The following is a 17,049-nucleotide window of genomic DNA, read 5'->3' on the forward strand; positions in this document are numbered from 1 at the left end:
TGTCGCCCCAAAACGTTGTCAGTCGCGGTGCACGTGTCCGGGCACGGCCGCGCCTCGCGCGCGGCAACTGAAGCAGTACGCGCCCGTCGTTGCCATCCAGGCGACGACAGGCTCGTGCCGCAAGGCGCAAGGACCCGCCGTCAGCGTCAGGCGCGTACCGGCATCCGGCGTTGCCGGCGCTGACAATACAGCAGCTCGAAGCGGGCGGCGAGATCGGTCCACGAGTAGTTGACAGCCGTTGCCAGCGCGCCGCGGCGCAGCGCGAGCCATCGTTCGCGATCGTCGATCACGCCGGCAATCGCCATTTCCAGTGCGTTCGCGTCACGCGGCGGCACGACAATCCCGTTAACACCATCGCGCATGTATTCACGAGGCCCCGGGATGTCGGAGATGACCGGCACCAGTCCGCAGGCCATCGCCTCCAGCGGTGCCATGCCGAATCCTTCGGTCAGCGACGGGAAAGCGAAGACCTGATAGCCGCCAAGCAGCGCCGGCAGTTCCTTGTTGTCATAGCGCGGGACGACTGTGATCCGCGCGCGGACCGCCTCTGGAAATGCGGCCAGCACCTCGGCCTCGGTGCTGCCCGTACCAAACAGGCCGAGATTCACGTGCGGATAGCGCGTGAGGACGTTCGTCATGGCCTCGGTCAGATAGGTAAATCCCTTCCAGAAGACCGCACGGCCGGCGAACGCCACGTTGACCGGCCCTGCCGTTGCGGAGGTGCCGGCGATGAGGTGCCGCGCGACGCGCGCGAAGCACTCGTCGATGCCGTTGCCGATCTTCTCGATATGCGCGGCATCGACACCGAAGCGGGTCTCCGCATACTCGCGTTCGGCCTCATTGAGGACCAGCGACACATCCGCCAGCTTGAACGAGCGGCGGCACTCCCACAGCCGGTAGCCGCCGCCGTAGATCGGATATTTCCACGACATGGCGGTGTGACCATCCTTGCAGCTCTCGACGAACAGATCGTGGCCCATGTGTTCGAGACCATGGCTGCGCGTCAGGGTCAACTGATGTCGACGCCATCCTGTCAGGCGCCGTGCAAGATTGACGACCCAGCCGTCTCCCGATGACAGATCGAGTACATCGTATTCCGGATGCGCGAGCACATGCCCGAACAGAAACCAGGGAAAGAGAATGGCGCGCAGTTTTCCACGCGCCCAGCCGATGTTGTCGAACGATACGGTCGTGACGCGATGTCCCCGTTGCGCGAGTGCTTCGGCAAGCTTGACGGTCACGCCGGGCGCGCCCGTGCTGCCGTCGAGTTCATGATGGATCGAGAGAAGAATGTTCATGGGATTTTTGCAGGGTGAGCGTCTCAGATCGCCTTGCGCGGGCCAACGACGCGCGCGACATTGGAACGGCGGATGATCGGCACCAGTGAGCCGATCGATTTTCTGCGCACCAGATACAGCAACAGGTGGATGAAATACCAGCTCGTGAATGCGCACAGCTTCAGCACATCGGGTTCGATCCGTCCATAGCGCTTGATGCCGACGTAGAGTCGGGCCGCTTCGCAGTTCACCTGATAGCGCGTGAGTCCGCCGCGCGGATCGCGGTTGTGCAGGACTCCGCTACCCGGCAGCGTATCGCGCGCACGCAGCGCCGGCACGAGCTCGATCGAGTGGCCGGTCCGCAGCGCCCGTAGCAGCAGTTCCGCATCCTCGATGCCAAAGAAGATGTTTTCGTCCCACTCGTCATGACGGAACAGCGCCGCCGGAAATACGGCCGCGTGAATGTTCACGCATTGCGGCGCATCGCCTTCGGTGAAGTAGCCCATGAACGAAAGGCGCAGCGGCCGGCATTCATGGATGTGCGGTCCACTCGACGCGCCGCCCGTCAGAATCACGGCATGGCGCCTTGCTGGTGGTAGTTGCGCAAGGCGATCGCGCGCGACCGCAAAGAAATCCACCGCGAGCTGGATGTCGTCGTCGACGAACGACACATAGTCGCATTCGGGCCGATGAGCGAGGCAGTGGCGCATCGCATTGTTGCGGTTCGCGCACACACCGCGGCGTGGCCCTTCCAGATAGACCACACCCGGATGCCGCGCGACGACCGCTGCATTCGCCGCGCGTGTCGCGGCGTCCGGAGAGTCGTCGCTGACGACGACGCAGTCCGCGCGCGGCACGCAGCGCTCAAGATTGTCGAGACAGGCGGCCAGTGTGTCGACGCGGCTCATCGTCGTCACGCAGACGCCAAAAGCCGGCGCATGAGCGGGATCGACGTAGTCCGGAGAAACCGGATCCTTCGTGAAGGTGTTCATCGTACGACTCCGTCGGGAGAAGCGGGACGCCGCATCGGCACCGCCGCCGGGCGAGGACCGAGTGCATCGAGCGTGCGTTCGTACAGGGACAGATACGCTTCGCAGACGTGCGCCGCGCTGAATGACTCGATGTTGTGCCGCGCCCGTCTTGCGAGTGTCCTGCGCGCATCTTCATCCTTCATCAGCACCTCGAGCGCGGCCGCGAGCGCCTCCGGTGCCGCCGGCGGCACGAGCAGACCCGCCTCGCCGCCGTCCAGCATCTCCGGATTGCCGTCGACGCGCGTCGCGACGATCGCACACCCTGCTTCGCGCGCTTCGCTCAGCACGAGACCGCCTGGCTCCTTGTGCGAAGCAAGCACAAATACATCGGCCTCGGCCAGATACGCGCGCGGATTCGCGATGAAGCCGGTGAAATGCGTCTGCCCGGCCACGCCGAGCTGCTCCGCGAGCGCTTCCATTGCCTGACGATCGGGACCTTCGCCGACCAGGTAAAGCGACGCGCCTGGCATCCGCGTGATGAGTTGGGCAAACGCACGCAGCAGGTCCTGAATGCCCTTGCGCTGCGACATGCCCGCGACGGTCACGATATTCGGATGCGCGAGCGCCGGCGATGCCGGCATGGGCACACCCGCGAAGCGCGGTGTGCCGATCGTCCCGTTGCGAATCACATGAATGCGCTGCCGCGGCACGCCGCGCCGGCTCATCGACGCGCCGACCGCTTCGCTCACGGCCACGACACAATCACCAAAGCGCATCAGCCAGGCGCTTTTCTGGAACTCGTTATGCACGGTTGTCACGAGGATGTATTCGCGACGTATCGAGCCGAAGCGCGCGAGCAGCGCGCCCGTCATCATGTGTGCGTGAACGACGTCCGGCCCGATGCGCGCGAGCAGCCGGTTGAAGCCGGCGAGCATCGCGGGAATGCGCCACGGCTCGCGAGCCTGGCGCAGTACGATGTGCTGCACACCGTGACGGGCAAGCAATTCCTCGAAGCCGCCGCCCGACGATGCCACCGTGACCTCGTGACCGGCGTCGGCCTGCAGGCAGGCGAGATCGATCATCATGTTGACGATGCCATTTCCGGTGTTTCGCACGTGATTGGCGAGGTGAACGATTTTCATGAGTCGTCCGCGGGTTCAGTGAGCAGTGAGAGAGGACACGGCGACCGGATGCGGTGGCGGTGTGACGCGATACATCATGACCTTGCCGTGCGCGTCCTCCTCGACGAACACGAGGTATTCACCCGAGGCGAGACGATGCGCGGTAACCGGCATCGATACGTCGATCCAGCCGCTCGTCGCGCCGACTTCCGGACCGGGCACGAGACGGCCCGCGTCGCGGCCGGTTGCGCGCTCATAGACGCGCACGATGCCGGTCATCGTTTCGGCGGCGAAGATATAGTCGCCCTCGACAGCGAAACCATTGATTGCCTGAGTCTCCGGCGGCCCCTGGTCCGGCAGATCGATCATGTAACGCAATACCGGGTGTCCGCTCGTCCAGTGGTCGTAGCGTGCGAGCGTCGAGCCCGCGCTGTTCCAGTTGCTCGACACATACGGCCGTTCAGGCGTCGAGCCGGAAACGAACAGCGTGTCATCCGCCGCCACGTAGTTCAGACGATCGATGCGCGTGAATCCGGACGGCATCGGCCACAACTGCATCGATGCATAGTGATAGACAGGATTGCCGGTGCTGTCGAAACCCTCGAGCGGAAAGCGCCGGATGCCCGTCGATTCAGTCGCTTCCCAGACGGCGCCGCGTTCATCGACCCACCAGCCACCGAGCGTCGGCGCGTTTTTCGCGCCTGCGGTCTGCTCGAAATCGCGGACTGCGAAACGGCCCTTGCCCGCGGTGTCGCGCCAGATCCATTCGCCAGCCGGCGGCTGCTTCGGCGGCCACGCGCCGGCGATATGAGACCCGGAAAACATGCCCGACGGGATGGCGATTTCGCTATCGGACGTGAAGCGGTAGATACGCAAGCACTCGGACGTCATATCGATCGTGAACAACAGACGCCGCCCGTCGACATCGCGCACGAGCGGCATCCCGCGATTGCCCTGCCGCATATGAAAAAGCGGGTCCCACGGGTAATGGAAGCGGTCGGCGGTATAGCCCGCATACGACCACTCCTGCCCGGGCGGGCGCGACAGATCCAGCGTGAAGCGCTTGCTGCCGCTGTACACCGACGGCGGATCGCCACCGGCGAACTGTGCGCCATCGACGAACAGCAGACCCTGCAGACTGAAGCGCCGCTTGCCGTCCGGCGTATAGCTCTCGATCAGCGCACCATCGTTGTGGCCGGTGCCGCTGTCGAAACCACGCGGCCCCCAGTTGTTCATCGACACGTACACATTGCCGGCGCGATCCACGCCGACGCCCGTCAACCCGTTAAAGCGCAACGGCCCCACCGCGCCGGCCCGGCCGGCGTAGATCCCGCCTGTTTCGCCCAGCGTCGCCGACAGTCGCATGGAACTTCCCCCGTGAACGGATTGGTCCGGCAGCTTGTGGTCCGGCGCGAGCGCCGCATCCGCAGCCGTGAAGATCAGCACCTGCTGACGCGGGCCGTTGTCCGCGATGAACAGACGGCCACGCGCGTCGAGCGTCAGATCCACAGGCACCGTGTCCGGGGGCAACGTCAGCTCGCCGGTCGGAGTGCCATCGCGTTTATAGTGGACAACCCGGCGTGGGCCGTCTGTGCGGATGCCCTCAATAATCCACAGCGAACCGTCCGGCGCGAGCGCGAGACGACCTGGCTCGTGAACCGGAAAGCTGCCGGTGGGCTGCATCGAACGCGCGTCGAATATCTCGACGCGGTTCTCCGCGATGTTCGAGACGAAAAGCGTCGTCGCATCCGCGGCGAGCCCGTGGATCGACTGGTCTTCACTCGCCGGCGAGGTCGCGATGCGCAGGAACGTGTTCGGGCTGCCGGCCCAGTTCATCTGCCCTTCGAACGGCACACCCTTGCGGATGTCGGAGCGCAGGCGACGGGACACGCCGTACCATTCGACGCCCTCCGGCGGCAGGTTTTTCTCGATGGCTGCCTTTGCGCCCTGGCTCGATACGAGCTGCGCGACAAAAACGTAATCGTTGTTGACGGCGATGGCGTCACCGCCGGATTTGCCCCAGCTATGCGACTCACCGCCGTAGCCGAGCAGCTGGCCGTCGCGATAGTGGCCGATCTCGCCGCCGCCTTCGTCCCAGGGGGCGTTCGTGAATACATCGCCCTCCGGCGTGACGGCGATCGCCGCGACGTCGATCTGGACCCAGCGCTGGTTTGCGTAACCCCAGGTATTGCCGATCCACGACGTGCGATACGACAGCCCTGGGCGCGCGACGACGCCCAGCGCCCGCGGAACCGTTGCGGCAGCCGCGGCCTCCATGTCGATCGCAGCCGGTGTGGAAGACATGGAAGCGGCAGTGGCGACAATGCGCGACGCAGCCCCGGGTGTTTCCGCCGGACTCGTCGCCGCGCCACCCTGCCCCGCGCCGAGAAACATCGCCAGCAACGGCAGCGACAGCGCACCCGTGAAGACAAGGTAATCGAAGGTACGTCGTCCGATGCGTGGCATGGCTGTCATTCCGCTCAGAAAGCGTCGATGGCTTCGCGATAGACCCTGGCGACCTGAGCTGCCACGACGGGATGGTCGAAGCGCGCGCGCGCGTAGGCACGACAGGCTTCGGCATCGGGCAATACGCGCCGGCCGAGCAGCGCATCGGACAGTCCGCTGCCGATCGCGTGAAAACCGCCCGACGGCAAGACCAGGTCGGGTGAAAGCGGCGTCACGGCTTCGGGCAGGCCGCCGACCGGCGTCACCAGCACCGGCGTACCCGCTGCGAGCGATTCGATGGTCGTGAGCCCGAAGCCTTCCAGCGCGACGGTCGGCACGACGGTGACATCCGCCGCGGTGAACCAGAGCGGCAATGCCTCATCGGATACGAAACCGGCGAGCCGCACCTGCTTCTCGAGACCGCGCATCTGGATACGCGCCTGCAACGCCGGCTCCAGTGGACCTTTGCCCGCGATGGTCAGCAACACATCGGGCACGGCCTGCTTGACCACGAACATCGCGTCGATCAGGTCCTCGAGCCCCATGCGCGACACGAGCCGCCGCACGCAAAAGAGCTGCGGCCGGTCGAGCGGCAGACCGAGCCGCTCGCGCGCGTCGCGTTTCGTGACGCCCGTATCGAAACGGTTCACGTCGACGCAGCCGGGCACCACGTGAATGCGGTCCTCGCGCACGCGGTAAGAGGTCCGCAAAAGATCCCCAAACGCGTTCGACAGCACAATGTGCCGGGTACCACCCTGATAGACGAACCGTTCGAGCGAATGCCGCACGGTGCGTGAAAGGCGGCCTCGCCCCTCCGAACCGGACTCGTCTGCCCAGGGGCCGTGGAAATGAACCACTTTCGGCACACTGCGGAAAATGCCCGTCGTGGGCATCGTGTAAAGCGCGAAGTGAGTCGCGACGACATCGGGCATGCGGATTTCCCGCAGCCGGCGGGAATGCACGCGAGCGGCCCACAGCCGCGTCCCGAGCCTCGACTGTGCCGCCGCGAACGCTTCCACCACACCGCCCGACGCTTCACGCACGGCAGGACTGCCCGCGACCAGCCCACGCACATTCACACCCTGCGCGGGCAACGACTTGACGAGCGCCATGAACATGCGGTCAAGGCCGCCAGGCCGCTCGCCGAACCAGTGCATGCCGAGTTGCAGGGAATCGATTGTCGGGCTCATGACCCGGCCGACACAGGGGGTGTCGAAGCCGGCAGACGTGCCGCTTCCCGTCGCGCGACGATCTGCTCGTAGAGCGTCAGATAACGGTCCGCCATCGTCTGCCAGCCCAGCCCTTTTGCGCACTCGCGCGCGGCGGCGCCCATCTGCTTCGCCCGCGCTTCATCGCCGCAAAGCTCGCCGATCGCGGCGGCAAGCGCGCTTGCGTCATCGGGAGAATCGAGCACGATGCCGCAGTGGGGGCCGATCACCTCTGCGCCGCCCGCCGTGCGCACGGTGACGACCGGTAGCGCGGCGGCAAGCGCTTCGAGCAGCACGAGCCCCATCGGCTCATATCGTGAAGGAAAGACGAAGGCATCGACCGAACGCATCAGCGCCGGCATGTCCTTGACGAGATCCGTGAAATGCACGCGTCCGGCGACGCCGAGCGAAGCCGCCAGCGCCGGATACGGGCTGTGGCGGAGAATCCCGGCGACGACCAGGTGGACATGCGGCGGCATGAGCACGAGCGCGCGCAACACGGTCTGGAGATTCTTGCGGGACACGCGCAGATCGCCCGCGAAAAGCAGCAGGAAGGGTTCGCCGGGGAGCCCGAAACGCGCGCGCTGCGACGTGCCGGGAGAAAATTCATCGACGTCCACGCCATTGTGAATGACGTGCAGGCGCGCCGGGTCGATGCCGAGCGCTCGCACTTCCGCGCCGACTTTCTCCGACACCGGCACCACGATTGACGCTTGCCGGAATGCCCATTTTTCGAGCCGTGCGTTGAGTCGCGTGTAGAAAACCTGATACGCGTGATACGCGCTGTGAAAGAAGCGATAAGGATAAAAGCCGCTGCGATACCATCCGTCGTGCACAAAATGCACGGCGTTGAGATCGGCGCCTGCCCATGTGATGAAGCCGTTCACATGAATCACGTCGAATTCGCGCCGGTGAGCACGGATCCACATGCCGCTGCGCCACGCAAAGACCTGATACTGGAGAAGACGCGTCGGCAGGCGGCTCTTTTCGACCGGCACGAAACGCACATCGGGATGAGCGTCGAGTTCGTCCGCGATGCGCGTTGCGAGCAGCGTCACTGCGTGACCCGCCGCGAGCGCGGCCCGCACGACTTCGTAATTGACCCGCCCCTGGCCGTCGTTCTTCGCGACGACGTGCGTCACGATCAGGATTCGCATGCGCCGGCCGGTCATGACGGCTCCTTCGCGGGTGACGGTGCCGTGCCCCGCGACTCGCGCGCATAGCGCAAGCCGATCACCGGCATGATCACGCCAAGAAAGAAGAACATGCCGGGCATCGCGGTCAGCGTATTCACAAACACCATCATCGCGACGATGGCGAGCGCGACGCCGACACCAGAAATCCCGAAACGGTCCTTCGAGCAGACAAGGCTCGTGCGAAACGCGCGCCACATGAGAATCAGAATGCCGCTCACATACAGCAGCGTGCCGGGCCAGCCCATCACATAAGGCACTTCCATCAGGCCGCTGTCGAACGCGACATTGAGCTGGGTCGAATCGTCGGCGGACAGTTTCGTGCCAAGACCCGTCGTGCCGAGCCCTTGCCCGGCGATGTCCTCCAGCGCCGAGGACAGGAACTCCTTGTAGAACTGCGCCCGCACCTGGTAGCTGTTGTCGTTGCCGAGATCCTGGATCGTGTCGAAGCGCTTGATCAGCGGATCCGAGATCTGGTCGATCATCACAACCGGCGAGCACAGGATCGTAAAACCGAGTACGCCGCCGATGAGCCGCATCCGGCTTCTGCCGTCCAGCATCATCAACGGATAGATGAGGCCGATGATGAGACCGCCCCACGCGCTGCGCACGGCGGTGAACATCAACGCCGGCATTCCAACCGCGACCATCAGGACGCGCATCCTGCCGCGTGCCGCGAATGCCATCAGCAGCACGGCCATCATCACGACGGCAAACGGACCGGCCGAATTCATCGTGCTGCAGATGCGCATCCCGAACGGGACGGGCGCACCCTCCGACTCCATACCCGAGGCAATCAGCCAGAACGCGTCCCAGGGCGGCGGCGATACGTACTGGATCACGCCATACAGCCCCATGACCGCGCCGCCAAAGACGAAGGTCTTCAACAGCACACGGTGATAGACCGGGTACTCGCGCCACGTCACGACGATCTGGAATGCGATGAGAACCGGAAACAGCCAGTTGACGAGCGTATAGGCTGCGCCCGTCGGTCCGACCTGAACCATCCCTACGATGAAAGAGTAGAAGAGCGCCAGCATGATCATCACGAGCGGCGCGGCGCGGCGCTGGCCGAGCGCGCGGAAATCCGTGACAAGCGTCAGCCCCGACAGGGCGACCGCGATGAGCGGCGCCACCATGACCGGGCTTTTCGGATTGAACGAGCCATTCATGAAGTCGGCAAGCCGGCGCACTTCGGGTGAAAGGAAGAAGAGCCAGCAGACGAACCCCAGGTAGTGCGCGGGCGAGCTGCGGTAGAACTTCAACGCGACGAGGAACGCGCCGAGCGGAAAGAAGATTTCCACGAGCCGCCCCTGGTGGGCAATCAGCAGCACCGCCGTCACGCCGAACAGCGCCAGCGGCAACCGTAGCGGGCGACGCAAGGCCGGCCGCGTCCCCGTCATCGTACGGACGGCTGGCGCGGCCTCTCCACTGCGCCCGTCCGGCAGCATCCGCGACGCGCGCGCGGGCGGCGGCAGCGTGGAAGGCGAACTCAACATGCACACTCCCCGGAATGGACGGCAATGCGACATTCCGCAACGCGGGACATCGCGGAACGACGCGTAGCCGCGTCGCCGTCAAAGTAGTTCAAATGTATTGACAACCACGAGCCCGGCGCGCTCACGGCGCAGGCCGTTGAACAGCGCCGGCCCGCCGCGTTGCTGACGCGTGAGTCCGATGAACGGCACACCGTGCTCGAGAAACGGTCCTTCCGTCTTGCGAAAGCCAAACTGCTCGTAAAAACTCTTCAGACGAACCGGCGCCGTCACACGCATGACGCGTCCGGGCCAGCGCTCCGAGATCGCGGCCAGCACCCGTTCGATCAGCATCTCCGCCGTGCCGTCGCCACGTCGCACCGGGCTCGTCAGTACCTTGTCGATCACCACTTCCGGGTCTTCGAGATCGCCGGGCTGGATACGCGCATAGGCCACCACCGGCATCGGCCGCGACATGTCCTCGACCGCGAAGACATGGAGCGCACGTTCATCGTGACCATCCGCGTCGAGATACACATGCGACTGTTCGACGACGAATACAGCGCTCCGCGCCCGGAGGATTAGATAGATCTCCCGCGCGGTGAGCTGCTCGAATTCCAGCGTTTTCCAGTTCATCTCTACTCCCAGACCGTTCGTAATACCGGATTTGTTCGTTGCGATGGCGACACGTTACGTCCGCGACCGGTCTGGTTCCGTGCGGAATCGCACTGACGCTGGTGCTTCGCAATCCGTTAAATACGGACAACCGGCTCGTGGCGTGCCATGCGCGGCCGGATCCGACTGGCGACGTCGGCGGCCGCAGGGCCACGGTGGCGCCGGGGCACGGTTAACCAACGACGCGATGGCATTTGTGACAGCTCAACGAGGGGGCCGCTTTCCATGAAAACCGCACTGCGACGCATTCTTTCTGAATCGACACGTCTCGACGTGCCGCCGGATACCCTGGCCGACGACGCCGATCTCTACGCGGCCGGCTTGTCGTCGCTCGCGACGGTGCATCTGATGCTGGCGGTCGAAGACGAATTCGACATCGAGATTCCGGACCGGATGCTGACCCGCCGGCTCTTTTCGAGCATCGATTCGCTGGCCGCCGCGATCACCGAACTGCAACAGGCGAAGGCGGCAGCATGAACGCCCCGCTCATGCAGACCGCCGCGCCCACGGCGGATGCGCCCGCGACACCGGCGCTCGCCGCCGTCGAACCGGAGCCCGGCTGGCGCGCGGCCGCGCAGCGTGCCGCGCAGATCGCCGCCCAGCACGCCGATTCGGTCGATCGCGAAGCGCGCTTTCCGGTTGAAGCGTTCGATGCGCTCAAGCGCGAACGCCTGCTGTCGGCGATGGTGCCGGCCCGCTTCGGCGGCGCCGGGCTGTCGCTCGCGGACGTCGCCGCGATCTGCGAAATTCTCGCGCAGGGCTGTGCGTCGACCGCGATGGTGTATGCGATGCACCAGATCCAGGTCGCGTGCATCGAGGAACACGGCAGCGAAACGCCATGGCAGCAGAACCTGCTCGCGCAGCTGGTCGAGCAGCAATGGCTGCTTGCGTCGGCTACGTCTGAAGAAACGATCGGCGGCAACATGCGCACCAGCGCCTGCGCGGTCGAACTCGACGGCGCGCGCTTTCGCATCGAAAAGCTCGCCCCGACGATCTCGTATGGCGCACACGCGGACGGCATTCTCGTCACCGCGCGCCGCACGGCCGAATCGGCTGCCGCCGACCAGGTGCTGATCGTCGCGCTGAAAGCCGGAACGCAGCTGGAAAAGCGTGGCGGCTGGGATTCGATGGGCATGCGCGGCACCTGCAGCGAGGGCTTTCGTCTCGTCGCCACCGGTCTTGCCGAACAGATCCTGCCGACACCGTTCGCCGATATCGCCGACCAGACCATGCTGCCCGTCTCGCACACGTTGTGGGCGTCGGTATGGACCGGCATCGCGACCGACGCCGTGAATCGCGCCAAGGCGTTTTTCCGCGCCCAGGCGCGTTCGAAGCCCGGTTCCGTGCCGCCGGCAGGGTTGCGCCTCGCCGAAGCCGTAGGCCTGCTGCAGATGATGCAGGCGCGCCTGTCGGTGGCGCTCGACGCCGCCCGCGCCGCGCATCAGGCGAAACACGGCGCCTGCCAGGCCGATGCGCCGCTGTCGGCGATGCTCGGCTTTGCCTCGGACATGAACACGTTGAAGACGAGCATTTCGTCGACCGCGCTGCTGGTCGTTCAGGAAGTGCTGATGATCTGCGGCATGGCCGGCTACAAGAACGGCACCGAATACAGCGTGGGACGCCATCTGCGCGACCTGCACTCGGCGCCGCTGATGATCAACAACGACCGTATTGCGCAAAACACGGCGAGCCTGCTGCTGGCGCAGCGTCCGGCCGCACCGGGGAGAGCCTGACATGAACACGATGACCGACGCCGCGGCGCTCGCCGCCGCACAGCCCGACGAAGCGGCCGCGCCGACCTTTCGCGACGAACTGCTCGCAAAGGGCATTCTGATCGACACGGGAGAAAACGGCCTGTATGGCCGCAGCCAGGTCTTCGAGGACGTGATCGACCGCCTCAACGTCGCGATCACGCATCTCGGCGCAGACCAGCAGCCTGAAGTGCTGCGTTTCCCGCCCGCGATGCGCCGCACGGACTTCGAGGACAGCGAGTACCTGAAGAGTTTTCCGGACCTCGCCGGCACGATCCACTCGTTCTGCGGCAACGACGCGGGTCAGCAACGCCTCTTGCGCTGCCTCGACGACGCGATGGCAAAAAGTGACGACGATCGCGACGACGAATGGATGTCGCAGCAGAAGCCGACGCGCGTGGTGCTGACGCCGGCTGCGTGCTACCCGATCTACCCGGTGATGGCGCGACGCGGTCCGCTGCCCACCGGCGGCCGCACGATCGACGTGCTGTCGTACTGCTTCCGGCATGAACCGTCGCTCGATCCGGCGCGCATGCAGATGTTCCGCCAGCGCGAATACGTGCGCCTCGGCAACGCGGAACAGGTGATGGCGTTCCGTCAGATGTGGATCGAACGCGGCTCGCTGCTCGTCACGCTGCTGAACCTGCCGGTCGACGTCGATCTCGCCAACGATCCGTTCTTTGGCCGCGGCGGCAAGATCATCGCCGACAGCCAGCGTGCGCAGGCGCTCAAGTTCGAACTGCTGATCCCGGTCGCGAACGCGCAAAGCAAGACGGCCTGCCTGTCGTTCAACTATCACATGGACCACTTCGGCGCGATCTGGAAGATCGGATGCGAGGACGGTTCCGTCGCGCACACAGGCTGCGTCGGCTTCGGCATGGAGCGGATCACGCTGGCGCTCTTCCGCCACCACGGCCTCGACGTCAACGCGTGGCCGGACGACGTGCGCGCGGTGCTGTGGGGCGACACGAAAGCCCGCGTCGCTCATGGCCTTGCCGGAGCGAACGCATGACGCCCCCGCTCACGACCGTCTGGAACGGCCCGGCAGCCGTCTCGCCGCCCGCCTCGATGCGGGTCGACACGGTGGCACCCGTTGCGCCCGTCATCGCGCCGGCCCGCCCCGCGCGCAGCCATGCATCGCATGCGCTGCATCAGGGCGACCGTGTCTGGCAGGAAACCAACTGCTATGTCGATCTGTGGATCGAACTGCTGCATGGTTTCGGCCTCGATCCGCGCGCGGCGTTCGCCTTCACGGTGACGCAGGACTTCGAGGGCGACCAGTTCACGTTCTTCAAGTTTCCGCTCGAAGACATCGAAAGGTTGTATGGCACGCAGGTGCAGGAACTGGCGGTCTACGACTCGCTCGAAGACCGCGTGTTCGCCCAGACGCAGCGCGGCCACACGGTGCTCGTCGAAGTCGACGGCTTCTATCTGCCGAACACGCGCGCCACGTCCTATCGTCGCGAACATCCGAAGACGACCATCGGTATCGACTTCATCGATCCTGCCAGCCGCCACCTCGGCTACTTCCATAACACCGGGTATCACTCACTCGGCGGCGAAGACTACGACGGCGTGTTTCGCAAGCTGCCGCAATTCTCGAACAGGCCCGATCTGCTCTTCCCGTACGTCGAATTCGCGAAGCAGGCACGGCCAGCACTGGAGGGTACGGCACTGGCCGAAGCCTCAGCGGAACTGCTGTGCGCGCATCTGGCGCGCCGGCCGTTGCGCAATCCGATCTCGCAATGGCGTGCGGCGTTTCCTGCCCATCTCGAGACACTGCTCGAACGCGGTGAACCGTTCTTTCATCCGTATTCGTTCAATCTGATGCGGCAGCTCGGCGCGAACTTCGAGTTTCTGTCGAAGTATCTGCTATGGCTGACGGCGCAGGGTTTCGACGTGCCCGACGCGATTCCGGCGTCGGCGCAGACTATCGCGTCGGAAGCGATGGTGATGCAGTTCCGGCTCGTGCGCGCCATGGCGCGTGGCCGGCGCGATCCGTGCGACGACTGCTTCGATGTGCTCGAGGCCGCCTGGGAGAACACGCTGCCGCCGCTCGCCGCGCTCGCGCTGTGACGCGCTGCATTGCCGGGACATGCCGTGCGCGCCTCGCTGAACGATCTGTCTGAACGGGCGACGCACGGCGCGGCGCCCACCCTTGCGGTGGAAGTCAAACCTGCGGACAGCGTCTGGCCGCAGCCGCTCGAACACGGCTGGCAATGCCTGACGACGAAGGCCGGCGCATGCGCGTCGCCGTCCGGTCTGCCCGCTACCGGCTGGCTGCCCGCACAGGTACCGGGCACGATCGCCTCCGCGTGGCGCGGCGCCGGCAGACTCGACGCGGAACGCCCGCCCGCCTTCGCTGCCGACGATCACTGGTATTGTCTGCCGCTTGCCGGAAACGGCCCGCAGCGTCTGCGTCTGCATGGCCTCGCGACCCTCGCCGAAGTGTGGCTCGACGACCGGAAGATCCTCACCTCCGATTCGATGTTCGTCGCTCACGACGTCGAATTTGAACTGAATGGCGCAGCCACCCTTTCGCTGTGTTTCCGCTCGCTGGCGCCGCTCCTCGCCGCGCGCCGCTCGCGCGCACGCTGGCGACCGCGGCTCGTCACACCGCCGACGCTGCGCAATGTTCGCACCACGCTGCTGGGCTATATGCCGGGTTGGTGTCCGCCGTTGCAGGCAGTCGGGCCGTGGCGCGCGATCGAAAAACTGGGCGACGCGCCTGCCGCGATCGATACGGTCGACCTGCGCACGCAGCTGGATGGCGACGACGGTATCGTTTCTGTCACGCTCGAATTCGTCCATCCGCAACCAGACACGACACTTGCGGTATTGAATTGCGGCACGGCCCGATCGTCTCTTCAATGGACCGGTGCGCACACGCTCAGCGGCAATCTGCGCGTGCCGCACGTCGAACGGTGGTGGCCGCATACGCATGGCACGCCCCGACTGCATGACATCGAACTGCAACTCGGTGATACGTCGATCGCGCTCGGCTGCGTGGGCTTCCGTACGATCGACGTCGCGCGCGGCGACGACGGCGAAGGCTTCGCGTTGCGCATCAACGGCACACCGGTGTTCTGCCGCGGCGCCTGCTGGACAAGCGCCGATCTCGTGACACTCGCCGGCACGCCGGAACAGCTCGCGCAAGCGTTTGCGCACGCGCGCGACGCCGGCATGAACATGCTGCGCGTCGGCGGCACGATGGTGTACGAATCCGACGCGTTCTACCGGCTCGCGGACGAGTACGGCATGCTCATCTGGCAGGACTTCGCATTCGCGAACTTCGATTACCCCACCGACAGTGATTTCATCGCGTCGATTACGCTCGAAGCCACGCAGTTTCTGGCCCGCACGCGGCGTTTCGCATCGCTTGCAGTGCTGTGCGGCGGCAGCGAGGTCGACCAGCAGGCCGCGATGTTCGGGCTGCCGCCTTCGATGCGCGTGCAACCACTTTTCACCGAACACCTCCCCGCGATCGTCGAACGCGAACGGCCCGATGTGCCGTACGTGACCAATTCGCCGTCGGGCGGCGTATGGCCGTTTTCGACCCGCACGGGGATCACGCATTACTACGGCGTGGGCGCCTATCAGCGTCCGCTCGACGACGTGCGCCGCTCGCAGGTTCGTTTCGCCGCCGAATGTCTCGCCTTCGCGAATGTCCCGGACGATGCCACGCTGCGGGACGCGGGCACGATGCACGCCCACGACCCGCGCTGGAAGGCCGCCGTGCCACGCGATCCGGGTGCCGGCTGGGATTTCGACGACGTCCGCGACCATTACCTGCGTACCCTCTATGGCATCGAGCCGGCCCGCTTGCGCTACGAGGACCCGCAGCGCTATCTGGACCTGTCGCGCGCGGTGGTGGCCGAACTGATGACCGATGTGTTCGCCGAATGGCGCCGCGCAGGCTCGCCGTGCGGCGGCGGCCTTGTCTGGCAATTGCAGGATCTGAAATCTGGCGCGGGCTGGGGCGTCGTGGATGCCCTGGGGCGGCCGAAAAGCGCGTGGCATGGGCTTTCGCAGGTCCTGCAGCCGGTTCAGGTCGTCATCACCGACGAAGGATTGAATGGCCTCGACCTGCATCTCATCAATGAGACAGCCGGAAAATTGACGCTGCAACTGGATCTCGTCTGCCTGCGCGACGGCGCCGTCGACGTCGCGTCCGCGACCCGCGCGGTCGTGCTCGCGCCGCGCAGTACCCAGCGTATCGGTGCGGCGGACTGCCTCGGCCAGTTCTTCGATTTCACCTGTGCGTACCGCTTCGGCCCGCGCGCACACGACGTGACGATCGTCACGCTGCGCGATCCGTCGAGCGGCAGGATCTGGTCGGAAGCCTGCCATCTGCCTGAACGCAGCGCGCTCGAACGGCACGATCTCGGCCTCACCGCCACACCCGAAGCCACCCCGGATGGCTGGGTGCTCGTGATCGAGTCGCGTCGTTTCGCCCGCTACGTCCATATCTCGGACGCTCACTACCGGGCGAGGCAGGACTGGTTTCACCTGCCGCCCAACCGTCCCGTGCGGGTTCCACTCACGCCGTTCAACGCAAACGATACAGGTGTGTCGCCCGACGGCGAGATCCGTGCGATCAATGCGCACGCCCCTGTCTTCTACCGCTGAGCACGACGGATTAAGTGCCTCACGCCGTCAAGACGCGCACCAATCCTTGCGCTCTCACTGTTGGCTCTTCCCCGAAATCCATGCCCTTCCTGTCGGGTGCTGCCCACCAGAAATCCGTTCGGTGCGCCAGCGCACGAAGCGGGTGGAACACTTCTGAATCATTTCCGGCTCACGCCTGAAGCAGTACGACCGTCCCCAGCCAGCGGGTGTTTCAGGATTGAGTCACCCCTCTCACGAGGTCTCCGGAACGGCATGAACCCAATCTGATCAAGGACTTGCATCCGATGGAAATATCGATGGCGCG

Annotated in this window: 13 protein-coding genes; 5 read left to right on the forward strand and 8 right to left on the reverse strand. The window is 65.3% G+C overall.

Features of this window, described 5'->3' with window-relative positions; all coding sequences use genetic code 11:
• Positions 1-146: 146 nt before the first annotated feature.
• The 8 genes from LPA37_RS06170 to LPA37_RS06205 all read right to left on the reverse strand — a co-directional run bounded on the left by LPA37_RS06170 (position 147) and on the right by LPA37_RS06205 (position 10,326).
• Positions 147-1,298 carry a glycosyltransferase family 4 protein gene (locus tag LPA37_RS06170; protein WP_228974622.1) on the reverse strand — a complete coding sequence of 384 codons (1,152 nt, stop codon included), beginning with the start codon at positions 1,296-1,298 and terminating at the stop codon, positions 147-149.
• Positions 1,299-1,321: 23 nt separating this feature from the next.
• Positions 1,322-2,269 (reverse strand): glycosyltransferase family 2 protein, encoded by a 948-nt coding sequence (locus tag LPA37_RS06175; protein ID WP_228974624.1) that lies wholly within the window; start codon positions 2,267-2,269, stop codon positions 1,322-1,324.
• Entirely contained in the window at positions 2,266-3,390 is a 1,125-nt protein-coding gene (locus tag LPA37_RS06180; RefSeq protein ID WP_229012077.1) for a glycosyltransferase, read from the reverse strand. Before LPA37_RS06180 ends, LPA37_RS06175 begins: the two co-directional genes overlap by 4 nt.
• Before the next feature lie 15 nt (positions 3,391-3,405).
• Positions 3,406-5,835, reverse strand: coding sequence for an NHL repeat-containing protein (locus LPA37_RS06185; protein WP_229012078.1), 2,430 nt, complete (start codon positions 5,833-5,835; stop codon positions 3,406-3,408).
• Positions 5,836-5,849: 14 nt separating this feature from the next.
• Positions 5,850-7,004, reverse strand: a complete 1,155-nt coding sequence (locus LPA37_RS06190) for a glycosyltransferase family 4 protein (RefSeq protein ID WP_228974630.1) — start codon at positions 7,002-7,004, stop codon at positions 5,850-5,852.
• A complete protein-coding gene (locus LPA37_RS06195; RefSeq protein ID WP_407672490.1) occupies positions 7,001-8,179 on the reverse strand; it encodes a glycosyltransferase family 4 protein in 1,179 nt (392 codons plus the stop codon). Before LPA37_RS06195 ends, LPA37_RS06190 begins: the two co-directional genes overlap by 4 nt.
• Positions 8,180-8,190: 11 nt before the next feature.
• Entirely contained in the window at positions 8,191-9,714 is a 1,524-nt protein-coding gene (locus tag LPA37_RS06200) for a hypothetical protein (RefSeq protein WP_228974634.1), read from the reverse strand.
• 78 nt (positions 9,715-9,792) lie between these two features.
• Positions 9,793-10,326: a GNAT family N-acetyltransferase gene (locus LPA37_RS06205; protein ID WP_228974637.1), complete on the reverse strand. Its 534-nt coding sequence runs from the start codon at positions 10,324-10,326 to the stop codon at positions 9,793-9,795.
• A 264-nt stretch (positions 10,327-10,590) separates the two neighbouring features.
• On the opposite strand from LPA37_RS06205, the gene LPA37_RS06210 reads away from it, so the two are divergent.
• From LPA37_RS06210 to LPA37_RS06230, 5 genes are read left to right on the forward strand one after another with little or no spacing between them, the layout of a single operon-like run.
• Positions 10,591-10,842: an acyl carrier protein gene (locus LPA37_RS06210; RefSeq protein ID WP_228974639.1), complete on the forward strand. Its 252-nt coding sequence runs from the start codon at positions 10,591-10,593 to the stop codon at positions 10,840-10,842.
• The gene (locus tag LPA37_RS06215) at positions 10,839-12,098 is read left to right on the forward strand and encodes an acyl-CoA dehydrogenase family protein (RefSeq protein ID WP_228974641.1); all 1,260 of its coding nucleotides are present in this window, start codon (positions 10,839-10,841) and stop codon (positions 12,096-12,098) included. The genes LPA37_RS06210 and LPA37_RS06215 overlap by 4 nt, the downstream gene beginning before the upstream one ends.
• Position 12,099: 1 nt before the next feature.
• The gene (locus LPA37_RS06220) at positions 12,100-13,128 is read left to right on the forward strand and encodes an amino acid--[acyl-carrier-protein] ligase (RefSeq protein WP_229012079.1); all 1,029 of its coding nucleotides are present in this window, start codon (positions 12,100-12,102) and stop codon (positions 13,126-13,128) included.
• Positions 13,125-14,192 carry a DUF1839 family protein gene (locus LPA37_RS06225; RefSeq protein ID WP_407672488.1) on the forward strand — a complete coding sequence of 356 codons (1,068 nt, stop codon included), beginning with the start codon at positions 13,125-13,127 and terminating at the stop codon, positions 14,190-14,192. The genes LPA37_RS06220 and LPA37_RS06225 overlap by 4 nt, the downstream gene beginning before the upstream one ends.
• A gap of 45 nt (positions 14,193-14,237) precedes the next feature.
• A complete protein-coding gene (locus tag LPA37_RS06230) occupies positions 14,238-16,745 on the forward strand; it encodes a glycosyl hydrolase 2 galactose-binding domain-containing protein (RefSeq protein ID WP_407672491.1) in 2,508 nt (835 codons plus the stop codon).
• Positions 16,746-17,049: the final 304 nt, after the last annotated feature.

This window comes from Paraburkholderia gardini, assembly GCF_907164545.1.
In the GTDB taxonomy this organism is placed as follows: domain Bacteria; phylum Pseudomonadota; class Gammaproteobacteria; order Burkholderiales; family Burkholderiaceae; genus Paraburkholderia; species Paraburkholderia gardini.

Bases quoted from the DNA above. Each gene is read 5' to 3' on its own strand.
- LPA37_RS06215 (WP_228974641.1), top strand. From the start codon at position 10,839: ATGAACGCCCCGCTCATGCAGACCGCCGCGCCCACGGCGGATGCGCCC.
- LPA37_RS06220 (WP_229012079.1), top strand. From the start codon at position 12,100: ATGAACACGATGACCGACGCCGCGGCGCTCGCCGCCGCACAGCCCGAC.
- LPA37_RS06180 (WP_229012077.1), bottom strand. From the start codon at position 3,390: ATGAAAATCGTTCACCTCGCCAATCACGTGCGAAACACCGGAAATGGC.
- LPA37_RS06190 (WP_228974630.1), bottom strand. From the start codon at position 7,004: ATGAGCCCGACAATCGATTCCCTGCAACTCGGCATGCACTGGTTCGGC.
- LPA37_RS06205 (WP_228974637.1), bottom strand. From the start codon at position 10,326: ATGAACTGGAAAACGCTGGAATTCGAGCAGCTCACCGCGCGGGAGATC.
- LPA37_RS06170 (WP_228974622.1), bottom strand. From the start codon at position 1,298: ATGAACATTCTTCTCTCGATCCATCATGAACTCGACGGCAGCACGGGC.
- LPA37_RS06195 (WP_407672490.1), bottom strand. From the start codon at position 8,179: ATGCGAATCCTGATCGTGACGCACGTCGTCGCGAAGAACGACGGCCAG.
- LPA37_RS06185 (WP_229012078.1), bottom strand. From the start codon at position 5,835: ATGCCACGCATCGGACGACGTACCTTCGATTACCTTGTCTTCACGGGT.
- LPA37_RS06200 (WP_228974634.1), bottom strand. From the start codon at position 9,714: ATGTTGAGTTCGCCTTCCACGCTGCCGCCGCCCGCGCGCGCGTCGCGG.
- LPA37_RS06225 (WP_407672488.1), top strand. From the start codon at position 13,125: ATGACGCCCCCGCTCACGACCGTCTGGAACGGCCCGGCAGCCGTCTCG.
- LPA37_RS06175 (WP_228974624.1), bottom strand. From the start codon at position 2,269: ATGAACACCTTCACGAAGGATCCGGTTTCTCCGGACTACGTCGATCCC.
- LPA37_RS06210 (WP_228974639.1), top strand. From the start codon at position 10,591: ATGAAAACCGCACTGCGACGCATTCTTTCTGAATCGACACGTCTCGAC.